This is a genomic window from Pseudomonas sp. LS2P72 (assembly GCF_054897865.1).
Genome location: NZ_CM142708.1, coordinates 4,790,399 through 4,806,300, shown reverse-complemented (window position 1 = coordinate 4,806,300; position 15,902 = coordinate 4,790,399). Strand labels below are relative to the sequence as shown.

General features: G+C 61.5%; 14 protein-coding genes. 4 read left to right on the top strand and 10 right to left on the bottom strand.

The features are described from left to right. Positions 1-48: 48 nt before the first annotated feature. Positions 49-921: a LysR family transcriptional regulator gene (locus ACYZUA_RS22115; RefSeq protein WP_461960602.1), complete on the bottom strand. Its 873-nt coding sequence runs from the start codon at positions 919-921 to the stop codon at positions 49-51. Between the two features lie 268 nt (positions 922-1,189). On the opposite strand from ACYZUA_RS22115, the gene ACYZUA_RS22110 reads away from it, so the two are divergent. Then, on the top strand, positions 1,190-2,515 hold the full coding sequence (locus tag ACYZUA_RS22110) for an MFS transporter (RefSeq protein WP_461960601.1): 1,326 nt from the start codon (positions 1,190-1,192) through the stop codon (positions 2,513-2,515). A 10-nt stretch (positions 2,516-2,525) separates the two neighbouring features. Further along, positions 2,526-3,917 (top strand): FAD-dependent oxidoreductase, encoded by a 1,392-nt coding sequence (locus ACYZUA_RS22105; protein ID WP_461960600.1) that lies wholly within the window; start codon positions 2,526-2,528, stop codon positions 3,915-3,917. Between the two features lie 3 nt (positions 3,918-3,920). Here the strand turns inward: ACYZUA_RS22105 and ACYZUA_RS22100 are convergent, their stop codons facing one another. After that, the gene (locus ACYZUA_RS22100) at positions 3,921-5,345 is read right to left on the bottom strand and encodes a type VI secretion system Vgr family protein (protein WP_461960599.1); all 1,425 of its coding nucleotides are present in this window, start codon (positions 5,343-5,345) and stop codon (positions 3,921-3,923) included. Between the two features lie 232 nt (positions 5,346-5,577). On the opposite strand from ACYZUA_RS22100, the gene ACYZUA_RS22095 reads away from it, so the two are divergent. After that, on the top strand, positions 5,578-6,285 hold the full coding sequence (locus ACYZUA_RS22095; RefSeq protein WP_461960598.1) for a YebC/PmpR family DNA-binding transcriptional regulator: 708 nt from the start codon (positions 5,578-5,580) through the stop codon (positions 6,283-6,285). A gap of 141 nt (positions 6,286-6,426) precedes the next feature. Here the strand turns inward: ACYZUA_RS22095 and ACYZUA_RS22090 are convergent, their stop codons facing one another. The 8 genes from ACYZUA_RS22090 to ACYZUA_RS22055 all read right to left on the bottom strand — a co-directional run bounded on the left by ACYZUA_RS22090 (position 6,427) and on the right by ACYZUA_RS22055 (position 14,804). Further along, on the bottom strand, positions 6,427-7,740 hold the full coding sequence (locus ACYZUA_RS22090) for a leucine-rich repeat-containing protein kinase family protein (protein WP_461960597.1): 1,314 nt from the start codon (positions 7,738-7,740) through the stop codon (positions 6,427-6,429). 332 nt (positions 7,741-8,072) lie between these two features. Further along, positions 8,073-9,119, bottom strand: a complete 1,047-nt coding sequence (locus ACYZUA_RS22085; RefSeq protein ID WP_461960596.1) for an ABC transporter substrate-binding protein — start codon at positions 9,117-9,119, stop codon at positions 8,073-8,075. A gap of 18 nt (positions 9,120-9,137) precedes the next feature. Then, entirely contained in the window at positions 9,138-10,253 is a 1,116-nt protein-coding gene (locus tag ACYZUA_RS22080) for an NAD(P)/FAD-dependent oxidoreductase (protein WP_461960595.1), read from the bottom strand. Then, positions 10,250-11,605, bottom strand: a complete 1,356-nt coding sequence (locus tag ACYZUA_RS22075) for an FAD/NAD(P)-dependent oxidoreductase (RefSeq protein ID WP_461960594.1) — start codon at positions 11,603-11,605, stop codon at positions 10,250-10,252. The genes ACYZUA_RS22080 and ACYZUA_RS22075 overlap by 4 nt, the downstream gene beginning before the upstream one ends. Positions 11,606-11,819: 214 nt before the next feature. Further along, entirely contained in the window at positions 11,820-12,110 is a 291-nt protein-coding gene (locus ACYZUA_RS22070) for a (2Fe-2S)-binding protein (RefSeq protein ID WP_461960593.1), read from the bottom strand. A gap of 7 nt (positions 12,111-12,117) precedes the next feature. Further along, positions 12,118-12,912: an ABC transporter permease gene (locus ACYZUA_RS22065; protein ID WP_008148452.1), complete on the bottom strand. Its 795-nt coding sequence runs from the start codon at positions 12,910-12,912 to the stop codon at positions 12,118-12,120. Between the two features lie 6 nt (positions 12,913-12,918). After that, complete coding sequence (locus ACYZUA_RS22060; RefSeq protein ID WP_461960592.1) at positions 12,919-13,788, bottom strand: ABC transporter permease; 870 nt, start codon at positions 13,786-13,788, stop codon at positions 12,919-12,921. Then, positions 13,785-14,804 (bottom strand): ABC transporter ATP-binding protein, encoded by a 1,020-nt coding sequence (locus ACYZUA_RS22055; protein WP_461960591.1) that lies wholly within the window; start codon positions 14,802-14,804, stop codon positions 13,785-13,787. Before ACYZUA_RS22055 ends, ACYZUA_RS22060 begins: the two co-directional genes overlap by 4 nt. A 242-nt stretch (positions 14,805-15,046) precedes the next feature. Here ACYZUA_RS22055 and ACYZUA_RS22050 point away from each other — a divergent pair, with 242 nt between their 5' ends. Continuing rightward, the gene (locus ACYZUA_RS22050; RefSeq protein WP_461960590.1) at positions 15,047-15,883 is read left to right on the top strand and encodes an IclR family transcriptional regulator; all 837 of its coding nucleotides are present in this window, start codon (positions 15,047-15,049) and stop codon (positions 15,881-15,883) included. The last annotated feature ends 19 nt before the right edge of the window (positions 15,884-15,902 follow it).

Genomic DNA, 15,902 nt, shown 5'->3' with positions numbered 1-15,902 from the left:
CGCCATTCCTGTAGGAGCAAGGCTTGCTCGCGATGAGGCCGGACCTGCTTATGCCAGACTCTCGCGAACCATCTCCAGAAACGTCGCCACCACCCGCCGCGAACTCTGCTCGCGCAGGCACACCAGCGTCTCGGTCAATCGTCGTTTGCAGTCGGTAATCGGCAACGCGCACACCCGCGAATCCGCACCGAACTCGGCAGCTGATACCACACCGACACCAATCCCCACGACCACCGCCTCACGCGCCGCTTCCCGACCTTCAACCTGTATCGCCGGGCGAATGCGAAAGCCTGCCTGAGCCATTTCTTCTTCCAGCGTTTGCCGCGTCACCGAACCGATTTCCCGCAGCACCAAAGGTGTGTCATCCAGATCCGCAAGGCAAATCGACTCGCGGTCGGCCCACGGATGATTGCGCGAAACGAACGCCACCATCGGGTCATTGCGCAGCGGCAGCGAGATCAGTCGTTCGTCACTGACATCGCGACCGAGCAGCGCGAGATCAGCCTGGTAGTTGAACAACCGAAACAGCGATTCATCGGTGTTGCCGGTTTCGATCTTCACGCTGATGCCGGGATAGCGTTCGCAGAACCGTGCGATCTGCGGCAGCACATGCACCGGCGCATCGACGGCGAGAATCAGACTGCCGGTCTGCAGTGCCTGGGACTCCTGAAGTAATTCTTGAGCCTCGGCCTCGATAACGAACAATCGCTGGGTAATGCTCAGCAAACGCTCGCCCAGATCCGTCAGGCGTACCGAACGTTTATTGCGGTGGAACAGGAGCACACCGAAACGTTCTTCGAGCTTGCGCACTTGGTCGGAAATCGCCGGTTGCGTGAGGAATAGCCGTTCGGCGGCTTTGGTGAAGCTTCCATGGACGGCCACGGCGTGGAAGGCTTTGAGCTGGGCGTGGGAAACCGACATCGAAACCTCCAGTAACAAGCTGAGCTTATATTGGAAATACGATAAATCGATTTCACTTATTAATCAGTAATTGTTTTTATCCACCTCAGCCCCGGTGACTGGTCAGTCGAACAGCGTCGGCGGCCATGAGCCTGTGCGTGCAATAGCAGGGCTCATCTGACCGATATCGCCTCAGGGAAGCTGCGATATCGAAGTGCTCAACAATAAAAAAACAGGCGTTATTTCTCAATTTCTGCCGGCACACTCACACCCTGAGGTCAGAACCACAATGAACAAGCACATCGGCACTATCAAGCGTTGGCGCGTGCAGATCTTCGCGATCACCTGGCTCGCTTACGCCGCTTTCTACTTCACCCGCAAAGCTTTTTCCGTGGCAAAACTGGGGATCGCCGAAGACCCCACCTTCATGCTCGACAAAATGGCCATGGCCAACCTCGATGCCATCTACCTCACGGCTTACGCCATCGGGCAATTCACCTGGGGCATCCTGGCCGACCGCTTTGGCCCAAGGGTCGTAGTGTTTGGCGGGTTGTTGATTTCAGCGGCAGCAGCCTTGGTGATGGGCAGTTTCGCGACGTTGCCAATCTTCGCTACCTGCATGTTGATTCAAGGGTTTGCTCAGTCCACCGGCTGGTCCGGGCTGTGCAAGAACCTCGGCAGTTTCTTTCCCGCCGAGCAGCGCGGGCGGGTGCTGGGGTTGTGGAGTTCCTGCTACGCCTTTGGTGGGTTGGTGGCTTCGCCGTTCGCTGGCTGGTGGGCGTATACGCTGATCGGCACCTGGCATGCGGCGTTCTTTTCCAGTGCAGCGGTGGTTGGGCTGGTCGCCGTGCTGTTTTTTATCTTTCAACGCAACAAACCGGAAGACGTTGGCTTGCCGGCGGTGGAGCCGGAACCGCAACTGACGGCGCAAGAGGCCGATGCGCAAAGCAAGATCAGCATGCTGGAACCGTTAAAAGAAATTCTGCGCAACCGCACCGTGCTGGTGCTGGGCCTGGCGTACTTTCTGCTGAAACCGGCGCGCTACGCGATTCTGCTCTGGGGACCGGTGATCGTCTTCGAGCAGATGCCCTCGGTGGGCAAGGTCGGCGCGGCAATCATTCCGACCGCGTTTGAACTGGCCGGATTGCTCGGGCCGATTCTGCTGGGGCTCGCTTCGGACAAACTGTTCGGCGCCCGGCGCATGCCGGCGTGTGTGCTCAGCCTGTTGGCGTTGACCGTCACTTTGGCCTTGTTCATGGGCGCCCTGCAAACCGGCAGCGTGATGCTGGTGGTGGCGCTGCTGTTCGTTATGGGCCTGACCTTGTACGGACCGGACTCGATGATCAGCGGCGCGGCCGCGATCGATTTCGGCACCGCCAAGGCGGGCGCCACAGCGGCCGGTTTCGTCAACGGTTGCGGCTCGGTCGGGGCGATTCTCGGTGGATTGCTGCCGGGCTACTTCGACTCGGTCACCGTGTTCATCGTCTTCGCTGGCTGCGCATTGTTTTCGGCCCTGGTGCTGATCCCGCACTGGAACAGCCGCCCGGCGGGCCTGCGTGCCGAAAGCGTTTTCGTGCCTAACCAACCGATCACCGTAAAACCTCTGCGTACTTAAGGATTGACCCATGAGACCTTTCTGGCTGGAACAGGCGCTGGCGGCCGAGTCCTGCGCGCCATGCGAACCCTTGGCGGGCGATACCCGCGCCGACGTCTGCATCGTCGGCGGCGGCTACACCGGGTTGTGGACCGCAATCATGCTCAAGGAACAGAACCCCGAGCTGGATGTGCTGCTGATCGAGGCTGATATCTGCGGCGCCGGTGCCAGTGGCCGCAACGGTGGTTGTGCACTGTCGTGGTCGGCCAAGTACTTCACCCTTGAACGGCTGTTCGGCGTCGAAGAAGCCGTGCGATTGGTCACGGAGTCGGAGCGCAGCATCCATGCCATCGGCGCCTTTTGCGAACAGTACGCGGTGGACGCCGATTACCGCCTCGACGGCACGCTCTACACCGCCACCAACCGCGCCCAATGCGGCTCGACCGACGCCGTGATCGCGGCGCTGGAGCGCAATGGCATCAACTCGTTCACCCAACGACCGGTGGCCGATGTGCAACGCATGGCCGGTTCCAGCAAACATCTGGAAGGCTGGTTTTCCCCGGCGGCGGCCAGTGTGCAGCCGGGCAAGCTGGTGCGCGGCTTGCGCCGGGTCGCCTTGCAACTCGGGGTGAGGATTCACGAGCACACCGCCATGACCGGTTTGCAGGAGGGCAAGCCTGCGGGGATACACACCCCGAACGGCACCATTCGTGCAGATCGGGTGGTACTGGCGATGAACGCCTGGATGGCCCGGGCGTTTCCACAGTTCGAGCGCAGTGTGGCGATTGTTTCCAGCGACATGCTGATCACCGAACCACGACCCGATCTGCTCAACGAGATCGGTTTGACCAGCGGCGTCACCGTGCTCGATTCGCGGATTTTCGTGCACTACTACCACAACACGCCGGACGGCCGAATCATGCTCGGCAAGGGCGGCAACACCTTTGCTTATGGCGGGCGAATGTTGCCGGTGTTCGATCAGCCATCGCCCTATGCCGGTTTATTGCAGCACAGCCTGAGCGAGTTCTTTCCGGCGTTTGCCCAGGTCAAGGTCGAGGCGACCTGGAACGGTCCGTCTGATCGCTCCGTCACCGGTTTGCCGTTCTTCGGTCAGATGAGCGCCAGTGGCAACGTGTTTTATGGTTTCGGATACTCCGGCAGCGGGGTTGGCCCGTGTCATATGGGCGGGCAGATTCTCGCCTCGATGGTCCAGGGACTGGACAACGCCTGGACCCGTTCGCCTCTGGTCAACGGCCCGTTGGGCTTGTTTCCACCGGAACCGATTCGTTACCTCGGCTCCCTGATGGTGCGCAACGCCATTCGCCGCAAGGAGCGCGCCGAGGATCATGGGCATCGGCCACGGCATCTGGATGTGCGTCTGGCGAAGTTCGCGGCGGCGGCCGGCAAGGCCGACAAGGGCTGAGTGTCAGGGTGTGAGGTCCGAGCGATTGACCAGCCAGTCGAGCAGCAAGTGGCTGTCGCGGCGTGGCTCGGGAACGGGCCGAGTGCGCGGGTGATGGCCCATGCCGACGCACAGCACGGGCCGGTCCGGGTCGCTGTCGAGAAAACTGATCAGGACGTCGCTGCCGGCCTTTGGCAGGCTGGATGGGTCAATCCGACCGTCCGGCGCTGCAAGGGCCACCGGTAGCCAGATCCCGGCGGATTTAAACGAATCCGCTTGCGCTGTTGGCCACAGCCTGACCTGTATTCGACCTCGATCATCCAGCGCCGCCGGTTGCCCGGCCGGCCCCAGCACCCGGGCGGGCTGATAACCCGGGATGCTCGGCCGGGTCTGTCTGAGCGCCGGCCTGAAGACCGTTGACCAGGGAATGGCGGTGAACTGATTGAGGTAATGGCGGACAGTGACGGGTTTGTCGGTGGCAAGAATCGAAGGCTGCTGCCCCTGATGTCGGGTTTCGGTGAGCAGCCATTGATCGTTGAAATTCGGCAGTGGATGCTCCGACACCTGCACTATCCGTGCGCTGCGCAGTGCGCTCTGATTGCTTTGACCGTGGATCTGCAGGTGCTGGCAACGCAGACGTTCCAGTTGTCGTCGGCTCAACTGATCGCGATGGAGGTGCGCGGGAGCGGTGCGGACCATCACCGGCAATGGTTTGCTGAAAGCATGGTTGGCCGCGCCGTCGTCGGGGTTTTGCGAGCCACGGTTCCTGGCCTCCAGTCGCGAGGGAAAGGGCGGCGAGTCATGGCGCTGGAACAGCTCACTGATCACCGGCAGGTCACTTTCTTCGGACACATTGCTCAGGAAAGGCGCCAGGAGCGGTTCCTGGGGGAAACTCAGACTGTCATCGGCCAGGACCAGCACATGCCCGTCGCGCTGATGTTCGAAGTGATAGTGAATGCCTTCTTCTTCGCACAGCCGTTGCAGCAATGCCAGATCGCTCTCCTCGTACTGAATGCAAAAAGGTCGGAGCGGATAGTGCCCGTTCGACAATTCGAAGCGATAGCTCCCCTCGGGCACATCATGTTCCTCCAGCAGTTGGCGCAGGATCATCGGTACGCTGAGGTGATGAAAGACGCGGCGTGAACGCTGCCGGTCGAGCCATTGAAGGTAGGGCACCAGCACCAGTTTGTAGCCGATCCGGTGGGGGCCGCGATGCTCGCGACTGGCACTGTGAAGGACACCGTGAATACCCTGGCCCTCCATCAGGCTGAGGAAAACCGGCTGTTGCAGTAATTGGTCGAGACTCATGGCCGGTGCCAGGCCGATCACTTCGATGTCGAATCGATAGGGGTGGTTGAGGGCTTCTCGGCCACTGAACTGCAACACCTGCAAGCTCAAATCGCCGTCGAGGAGTGTCAGGGTGAAGGGACTTTCCTTGTCGTTGTGCATCGAATGCGCTTCTGCCATGGAATTCGGGCGCAGAGGGTACGAAACCACAGCCCTTTATGGTCACCGCAAATCGAAGTTTCAGAATCGCCCTACAACTGCCGGTGAAGATGTCGATCGTCATGCGGGTAAACAGGATGGAATTTTTGGTCGATTGCCAACTTTAGGGCGTATAAACTTGGCGCCATGCGTCGGCCAATAGATGTCTCGGCGCCACAGATCAAGAGAGTGAGTAATGGGCGCACAGTGGAAGGTTAAACACAAAGAAGCGGCATCTAACGCCAAGGGCAAGATCTTCGGCAAACTGGTAAAAGAGATCACCATCGCTGCCCGCAACGGTGCCGATACTGCCACCAACGCACACCTGCGTCTGGTGGTCGAGCAGGCCAAGAAAGCCTCGATGCCCAAGGAAACCCTGGATCGCGCGATCAAGAAAGGCGCGGGCCTGTTGGGCGAAACCGTGCAATACCATCGCGTGACCTATGAAGGTTTCGCACCGCATCAGGTGCCGCTGATCGTTGAATGCGTGACCGACAACATCAACCGCACCGTCGCTGAAATCCGCGTTGCGTTCCGCAAGGGCCAATTGGGCGCTTCCGGTTCGGTAGCGTGGGACTTCAACCATGTCGGCATGATCGAGGCGTCCCCGGACAGCCCTGACGCCGATCCGGAAATGGCCGCGATCGAAGCCGGCGCCCAGGATTTCGAGCCGGGCGAGGAAGAGGGCACGACTCTGTTCCTGACCGAGCCTGCGGACCTGGATGCGGTGCAGAAAGCCCTGCCGGAGCAAGGTTTCACCGTGTTGTCGGCCAAGCTGGGTTATCAGCCGAAAAACCCGGTCAGCGGTCTGAGCGACGAGCAGATGGCAGAAGTCGAAGCCTTCCTTGAAGGCCTCGATAACCACGATGACGTGCAGGACCTGTTTGTCGGGTTGGCGGGGTAATTTGATTTTTCAGTGATACCGCCATCGCGAGCAGGCTCGCTCCCACAGTAGGTTGTGTTGAATAAAAATTATATGTTCGACACAAAACCTGTGGGAGCGAGCCTGCTCCGGGCGGCGATCCGACGATTGACCGCGAAGCGGTCACCAGCGATTCAACGCCTGCACAATCTCGCTGAACCCCGGTCGCTCCAGCACCTGCGGCTGACAGCAGCGCTGCTGCAATGCCTCTAGCTGCACACGATTCTCATCGATCAACCCCGAGTCGATCCGCTCCAACAATTCCCCCAGCAAAATACCAAACGCCCGCACTTCTATCCGTTGCAGCGCACGGCTTTCAAGGCTGTCCGAGATGGCATGGAAAGACGCGGCGCCAAAATCCCCCAGCAGGCAATCACCGTGCTCGTTCCACAAAATGTTGTGGCCGTAGAGGTCGCCGTGGGTGATGCCATGCTGGTGCAAATGCTCGGCTGCCGAGGCGATGCCACAGGCGATGCGCAATGCCACGCCAGCGCTGAACCGGGTGTCGCTGGCATAAACATCGCGGGTACATGACGCCAGGCTCGGCAGCCCCGCCAGATTGCGATAGCTCGGATCAATCAATTGCATCACCAGCCCGGCCTGGGCTTCTGGATGCCCGACGACGCGCCCTTCAACCCGAATCAGGTTGGGGTGAAAACCTGCGGTCATGCAGGCGTTCATTTCGTGCAACGGTGAGCCATCGCTGGTCATTTCGCCTTTGTAGAGTTTGACCGCGACCTGAGTGGCCGGTTGGCCCGGTCGGTCCCACGTGGCCCGATGAATCACACCCGATGCGCCTTCGCCCAGTTGCTGCTCCAGTTGCAGTTCGGACCAGGGAATGCGAGGGGTGGCTTCGAGGGCGGCCGCATCGGCTTCGGTCTCCAGCGGGTTACCGGCGTACGCCAGCCAGGTCAGGCTCGGCAGGGACAGCAGCCACTCGGGCAACTCGCTCAACTGATTGGCGGCGATGCGGATCAGTTCGAGTCGATGGCAATGACGCAAGCTGTCCGGCAAGCGTTGCAAGCGGTTGCCGGCAAGCATGAGTTTTTGCAGGTGCGGGCGTTCACCCAGCTCGGCGGGCAACTCAGTGATGCAGTTATCGGTCAGGACTAACCAGCGCAGCAACGGTGGCAGGGCAGCGCCTGACACGCGCTCGATACGGTTGGCCTTGAAGCTGGCCATTGTCAGCGCGGAGCATTGGCCCAGGCAGTCGGGCAGTTCGGTGAACAGATTGTCCGAGCAGAACAACACGCGCAAACGGGTCAGGCGGTGCAAGTCATCCGGCAGGCTGCTCAAGGCATTGCCACTGAGGTCGAGGATTTCCAGCGAGTCCGCCAGGTCGAAGATTTCTCGCGGAAACTCCGTCAGGCCGCCGGTGAGGCCCAGGCGAGTGATGCCCGATAGTTGGCCGGCGCGCAGTTGGGCAAGGGTATCCATGAACAGATTCACTATTGATCGAGAGGAGGGCGCGGAGGCCAGAAAATGGGCGCCATCATAGCTGGAAAAGTGTGGTGTCTGTCAGGCTGTACCAAATGTGGAATTTCCATTCCAGCTGTGTCGACGATGCTCTTGTGGTGAGAGGGCTTGCCTGTGGCGAGGGAGCTTGCTCCCGCCGGCCGATCCGCGCCCGGGCGCAGCAGTCGTAACCGTTCAACGCGGTGTGTGAAAAACCGCGCTTTCATGGTTTTGAGGCTGCGTCGCAGCCCAGCGGGAGCAAGCTCCCTCGCCACAGGTGTTGTGGTGTTCCCAGATCTGGTTGGGCCGGCTATCTACCGCTCGATACTGCGATTCCACCGCGCATTCCATTCCGGACGCTGTTCGTTGACCTGATCCCAATCGATCGCAATGGCCGTGGTCAGGTACTGCTTCATCGCCTCGACCTGACCGCGAGTCTTGTCAGTGGTCGGGGTATTGGGGTTGGACGGGATCTGGTCGCCATCTTCAAGCGCGGCGGCCTGCGCTTCTGGTGTCAGCAAGAAGGCGGCGAGTTTCTGCGCCAGTTCTGGCTGAGTGTTGTTGGCGATGGCACATTCAGCCACGTTGAGCACCACGGCGCCTTCCTTCGGTTGCGCATATTCGACTGGCATGCCCTTGAGTTTCAGGGCGGTGACCTGGGTCGGTGTCAGCGGGAACAGCGCGGCTTCGTCGGTCTGAAGCATTTCGGAAATCTTCGCCGAGCTCGGGATGTACTCCAGCACGTTGCGCCCGACGGTGTTCGGCCAAGCCTTGAAGCCCGGCTCGACGTCGGTTTCGCTGCCGCCCTGAATCCGGTTGAACATCAGGAAGCCGTGCAGGCCGAAGGTCGAGGAGGCCATCGACTGGAACACCAGTTTGTCCTTGAAACGCGGGTCGGCCATGTCCATCCATGAGGTCGGTGCGGTCCAGCCTTTCTCCTTGAACAACCGCGTGTTGTACGCCAGCCCGGTCACGCCGAGACTCACCGCCACCGCTTGATCCTTGATGCGGCCCTTGGCCGGAATCTGCGCCAGCGGCGCGCTGTCTTCGAGTTTGTCGCACAGCCCCATGGCGATGGCGCGGTACATGATGCCGTCGTCAAGGAACATCACGTGCATCTGCGGGTTGCCTTTGCTGGCCTGGACCTTGGCCAGAATATCGGCGGAGGTGCCGGGCACAATCACCACTTTGACGTTGTTGGCCTTCTCGAAAACCGGCAGCACCTTGTCGGCGTAGAGCCGCTCCATGGTCCCGCCGTTCATGCCCAGGTAAAGCGTCGGTTCGGCATGGGCCTGGCTGACCGTGAGCAGGGCGCTCATGCAGGAGATACCGAGCAGTGCAGTGCGTTTGACGTTATTCATTGGCGCGACCTTCCTCTATCAAGCAACGGAGATGGAGTGAAACCGGGTGATGGAAAACGCATCCAGTGGCGTCTTTGAGGCGCCGCTGCAGATGATTTCGGTGAGCGCCTGGCCCACCGCGGGACCGATCTGAAAACCTGCACCGGCAAAGCCGAACGCGTGCAACAGACCGGGTTGAGTGCCACTGTGGCCGATCACCGGTTGGCGATCGGGCAGGTAACCTTCGGTGCCGCTCCAGGTACGAATCGCCTGGGCGCCTTCAAGAAACGGATACAGCTCGACGGCCTGACGCAGGATCTCGATCACGGCGTGTTGACCGGGCCGGGCGCGAGCGTCGTCGAGGGCAAAACCCTGACCGCCACCCAGCACGCAATTGCCGCGCGCGACCTGACGGGCATAGATACCACCGCCCTCGACCCCGGTGCTGGCATTCATCACCAGCGGTAACGGTTCGGTGACCAGCATCGCCGGGTGCCCGGCGTGCATCGGCACGCCCTCGCCGAACTGTTCTGCCAGGCTGTCGGCCCAGGCCCCGGCGCAATTCAGCAGCCAGGGCGCTTGCAGCTCCAGACCGGTTTGCGTGCTGATGCGAAAGCGTTGACCGTCGTGTTCCACCGCCGTCACCGGGGATTGTTCATGGACTTGCGCGCCATGCCGCCGCGCCGCCTGGGCAAATGCCGGGGAGACCAGTCGCGGGTTAGCGTGACCGTCATCGGGGCAAAACGAGGCACCGACCGCCACCTCGCCGACCCACGGAAAACGTGCGCGTAATTCACTGCGCTCGAGTACCTGCAAATCGAGGCCAAAGCCCCGACTGCTGGCGGCATAGTCTTGCAAGGCGTGCAGATCGTTGAGGCTGCGGGCCAGTTTCAGGTGGCCGCTGCGCTGATACTCACCGTCGATGCCAATCAGCTGCGGCAGTTGTCCCCAGATGTCGTGGGCCCGCTGCGACAACGGCAATTGCGACAGCGGTCGCCCCTGACGCCGCACGCCGCCGTAGTTCACGCCGCTGGAATGCGAGCCGCAGAAGTCCCGCTCAAGCAGCGCCACGCGACGACCGGCCCTGCTCAAAAAGAGAGCGGCGGAGGCGCCGACAATACCGCCGCCAATGATGACGGCATCGACTTCGATCATGACTCGACCTCCAGACCAAACGGCAGGGGTTTTATCGGCGCCTGAGCCCGAAGCCTGCCGATGTCGGATACGGATCGCTGGCTTTCGCAGGCAATGATTTCCGCGGCGGCGGCGCCACACATCCGTCCCTGACAGCGGCCCATGCCGACCCGGCAATGCGCCTTGACCCGGTTGATTTCCCAATGGCCCTCGCGCACCACTTGGCGGATGTCGCCGGCCCGTACTTCTTCGCAGCGGCAGATCATCACGTCATTCGGGGCATCGACGGCCCATTTTTCGGGAAAGACGAAGGCCCGTTCCAGGCCTTGGCGGAAGGTATCGATCCGTCTCAGCGCCTGCTCCAATTGCGCCCCACGTTGCGACGGGGTCAGGTAACCGATGTCTTCGAGCAACGCCAGGGCTGCGCGTTCGCCGGCCATTTCCGCCGCGTCGGCGCCCATGATGCCGGCGCCGTCACCGGCCAGGTAAACCTCGGCGACACTGCTACGACCGGCGCCGTCACGCTGCGGCAGCCAGGCGCGGTTGAGCGGATTCCAGGCGAATTCACAGCCAAGCAGGTCGGCGAGTTGGGTTTCACTGCGCAGGCCATGGGCGAAGGCGACGGCGTCGCAATCGAGTGGTTGTTCACCCTTTGCATTGGACCAGTTCAGCGATTGCACACGTTGTTCGCCATTGATGTGTTTCAGGTTGGCGCCCTGATGCACCGGAATACCGTGGGCGGTCAGCCAGCTGCGGTAATAGATGCCTTTGGCCAGGGTGGCCGGTTGCGAGAGCAGGCCGGGCAGGGCGCGGGCCTGAGCGCTGAAGGGCGAACTGTCGAGCACAGCGACGACATTCGCACCGGCCTTGGCGTATTGATACGCCACCAGGTACAGCAACGGCCCGCTGCCGGCGAACACCACGCGTTCACCGATGGCGCAGCCTTGAAACTTGAGGGCAATCTGCGCGGCGCCGAGGCTGTAGACCCCTGGAAGGGTCCAGCCCGGCACCGGCAGAATCCGGTCGGTGGCGCCCGTGGCGACGATCACCCGCGAGAACGCCAGCCGCGCGGCGCGGCCTTCATGCAAAGTGTCGAGCGCACCGTCCTCGACGTTCCATACCAGGGTTTCAGGACGGTAATCGAGTTGCTCGCGCAGCGCGTCGATCGTCTGATGCAACGCGTTGGCCTTGCTGGCTTCGAAGCCGTACAGCTTGACTGGGGAACGCTTGAAGTTGGCCGGTTGGCGACGATAAATCTGCCCGCCACCGCGTGCTGCTTCGTCCAGCAGCACTGGGCGAACGCCGTGGGCGACCAGGGTTTGTGCGGCACGAATGCCGGCGGGCCCCGCACCGATGATGACTACAGGTTTCATACCCACCCCGTCGGCGTTGCCCACATTATTTTTGACCGCCACGGAACCCCTGTGGGAGCGAGCCTGTTCGCGATGACGGCGGTACATTCAACATGGGTGGTGGCTGACAATCCGCTATCGCGAGCAGGCTCGCTCCCACAGTTGATTGAGGTATGCCGCATTATTTTTGGCTGGATCCCACAGAGGATCGGGTTTCTGCAGGGAAGGTTCGTGTTCATACCGATCGCCCCGGTTCTCGGCTGATCTGCTGCCCGGCTTCGAGCAGCGTCGAGCACGCGCGCACGCGTCGGCCATCGCCCAGTCGTACCCAGCAGTCCTGACACGCACCCATCATGCAAAAACCGGCGCGGGGTTCGGCGCTGAAGTCGCTGCCGCGCAAGTGTTCGCTGCAGGTCAGCACCGCTGTCAGCAAGGTGTCGCCGAGCAGACCGGTGGCCGGTGTGCCGTCGAGGGTAAAGTCCAGGGCCGGGCGGTCGCCTTCGGCCAGTCGTTTCAGCAGAGCCATGGCGCCCTCATTGTTTGCCCACCAGGACCCGATCGAGGCCGTAGACCCGGTCGAGCAAAATCATCGTCAGCGCGGTCAGCCCAATCACCAGTGCCGACACCGCCGCCATCATCGGATCGATGGATTCGGTGGCGTACACGTACATCCGCACCGGCAAAGTTTGCGTGGCCGGCGAGGTGACGAAAATCGACAGCGTGACCTCGTCAAAACTGTTGATGAACGCCAGCAGCCAACCACCGGCCACCCCCGGCAGAATCATCGGCAAAGTGATTTCCCGGAACAGCGTGAAGCGCCCGGCACCGAGCGATTGCGCGGCGTGTTCGGCGCTGCGATCCAGGCCGATGGCCGACGCCAGCACCAGCCGCAGCACGTACGGTGTGATCACCAGCACGTGGGCGAAAATCAGCCAGGCGAAGCTGCCGTTGACGCCCATCAGCGCAAACAAGCGCAGCAATGCGACACCCAGCACCAAGTGCGGAATGATGATCGGCGACAGGAACAGACCGTTGAGAAAGTCGCGGCCGGGGAACTCGAAGCGCGTGATCGCCAGCGCCGCCGGCACCGCAATCAGCGTCGCCAGACTGGCCGCGCAGAACGCCAGGATCAGGCTGTTGTAGAACGCATCGACAAAGTCAGCACGCTCAAACACCGCGCGGAACCAGCGCAGGGAAAACTCCGTGGTCGGCAGGCTCAGGGTGTTTTCCGGGGTGAAGGCCACAAGGCAGACCACCACCAGCGGCGCGAGCATGAACAACACCACCAGGGTATGGAACAGCAGGGCGAAAGGACCGTTCTTGGACATGTCGAGTTATCCCAATGACTTCTTGTAGCGGCCTTCGATCATCCGGTTCCACGACAGCATGATCAGCAGGTTGAGCAACAGCAGGGCCACGGCGATGGCCGCGCCCATTGGCCAGTTGAGCTCCGACAGGTACTGGTCGTAGATCAGCGTGGCGACCATTTTTATCCGGCGCCCGCCGAGCAGGCCGGGGATCGCGAAGGAGCTGGCGGCGAGACCGAACACGATCAAGGTGCCCGAGAGCACGCCGGGCATGATCTGCGGCAACACCACTTGGCGCATCACGGTGAAGTGGCTGGCACCGAGGGACATCGCGGCCTGCTCGGCGGCCGGGTCGAGTTTTTGCAGCGAGGTCCAGACCGGGATGATCATGAACGGCAGCATTACGTGGACCAGCGCAATCACCACTGCGAACGGCGTGTACAGCAGCTTCATCGGCGAGCCGCCTAAGGCTTGCAAGGTCTGGTTGACCAGGCCGTCGGCACCCAGCAACAGGCTCCAGCCGAAGGCGCGCACCACCACCGAAATCAGCAACGGGGTGAGGATCAGAATCAGGAAAATCGAGCGCCACGGCGTGCCCATGCGGCTGAGGATGTAGGCCTCGGGCACGCCGATCACCACGCAGAGCAGGGTGGTCAGGGCGCTGATCCACATCGTGCGCAGAAAGATTTCGTAGAAGTACGGATCGCCGAGCAGGCTGCTGTAGTGATCGAGGGTGTAGGCGTCGCTGTTGATTCCCGAGCTGTAGTCGAAGACGTTGAACGACAGCACCAAGGTCAGCAGCAGCGGGATCACCAGCAGGCCGAGGTACAAGGCCAGGGCCGGTGCCGACAGCCAGTAACCCTGGCGTCCCTGGCGAATGGCGACAAGCGTACTCATGCCGGCACCTCGTCGGCACTCAGCACCCGCAGCAACGTCGCGTCCCAATCGAGCCCGACCGCCGTGCCTTCGGTCAGCGGTGCCGAACCGTCGTTGCGGCGCACCACGCTGAGTTCACCCAGAGTCGTCGATACGCCGTACAGCCATTGGCTGCCGAGAAAGAAGCGGCTGACGATGTTGCCTTGCAGACGGCCCAGGCCTTTGTCCCGCAGATCGATTTTTTCCGGTCGCAGGCTCAAGGTCAGTTCGCCGCCACTGCGAACCTGGACCACGCCCGCGCCATCACGCTCACCGGGTAGCAGATTGGCCTTGCCGACGAACCCGGAAATGAACTCGGTGCGGGGGTGTTCGTAGAGGGTGTAGGGCGCGTCGATCTGGGTGATGCGCCCGGCCTGCATCACCACCACCCGGTCGCTGATGGACAGCGCTTCGGACTGGTCATGGGTGACCATCAGTGTGGTGATCCCGACTTCGCGCTGGATGCGGCGGATCTCGAATTGCATCTCTTCGCGCAGGTTGGCGTCGAGGTTGGACAGCGGCTCATCGAGCAGCAGCACCGGCGGTTCGATCACCAGGGCCCGAGCCAATGCAACACGTTGACGCTGACCACCGGAAAGCTCCCTGGGGTAACGCTCGGCATGCGGGTTGAGTCGCACCAGTTTCAGCACCCGGTCCACTCGCTGCTGCAACTCGGCACCGGGCACTTTGCGCATGCGCAGGCCGAAGGCGACGTTGTCCTTCACGGTCATGTGCGGGAACAGCGCGTAGCTCTGGAACACCACCCCCAGACCACGGCTGGCGGGTTTGGCGTGGGTGATGTCGCGACCGTCCAGCAGGATGCGACCGCTGCTGACTTCGACGAAGCCGGCGATCATTTGCAGGGTGGTGGTTTTGCCGCATCCGGAGGGGCCGAGCAGCGAGACAAACTCGCCTTTCTCGACCGAGAGGTTGGTAGCAACGACGGCGTCGATCTCACCGTAACGTTTGCCGAGTCCTTCAAGTTGCACAAAAGCCATAACTGCGCTCCACCTGAGATTGTTATGCGTCGCCCGAAGGCGCGCTTTTTTGTATGGGCAGATACGAAAAGGTCTTGCCGGGTGCGTTGACGCTCGACTTGAGTCGGCTGCCGCTGTTGTTCGAATCGCCCCTGTGGACGCAGATTAGGACGAAGACTAGGATGGGCTCAATGGCCTATTTCACTGAATCGATGCCTATTTTCGATTTCATTCAGTGAGTAAATTAATACTCGAGAAAACCCATGACAGATTCCATTGAGCGGAATGAAAGCAAAAGTGATGTCGGTGTTGGCGCGGTCTCCAGACTGTTTGCCGTGCTGCGCAGTCTGGGTGACACCGTCGAGGGCGGGGAGCGCGTGACGCAACTGGCTCAGCGCATCGGGTTGTCACAACCGACCACGCACCGATTGCTGCGCAGCCTGATGGATGAGGGCATGGTCGAGCAGGATGTGCGCAGCAAACGCTATCGCCTGAGCCTGGAGTTTTTCGCTTTGGCGGCCCGCGCGGGGAACACCGGAAACTTGCGTGAACTGGTGCGTCCGGCGCTGCTGCGGCTGTCGGCGTCGTTGGGCGATTCTTTGTTCTTGCTGGCGCGCAGTGGTTTTGATGCGATCTGTCTGGATCGCAGTGAAGGGCCGTTTCCGATCCGGACCTTTACTGGTGACATCGGCGGGCGGGTGGCGCTGGGTGTGGGGCAGGGCAGCTTGGCGATTCTGGCATTCCTGCCAGAAGAAGAGCGCGACACGGTGATTCACTACAACTTGCCGAGGCTCAAGGATTTCCACCTGTACGACGAGGTGTTCCTGCGCTCGGAAGTCGAGAATGTGCGCAAGCTGGGTTATGCCGGGCGCAACACCGGCGTGTTGCAGGGAATGGCCGGGGTGGCGGTGCCGATTCTGGATCGTGAAGGGCGGGCCGTGGCGGCACTGAGTGTGGCGACCGTGAGTGATCGGCTGGGGCCGGATCGCTTGCCGACGGTGGTCGAAATGCTCAAGCGCGAAGCGGCACTGATCGGGCCGCGGATCAATCCGTTCGACCCGTTACTGCGTAGGCCTTCGCAAGTGTTCGGGCAGGGTTGAACACAATCCACAAATGTTC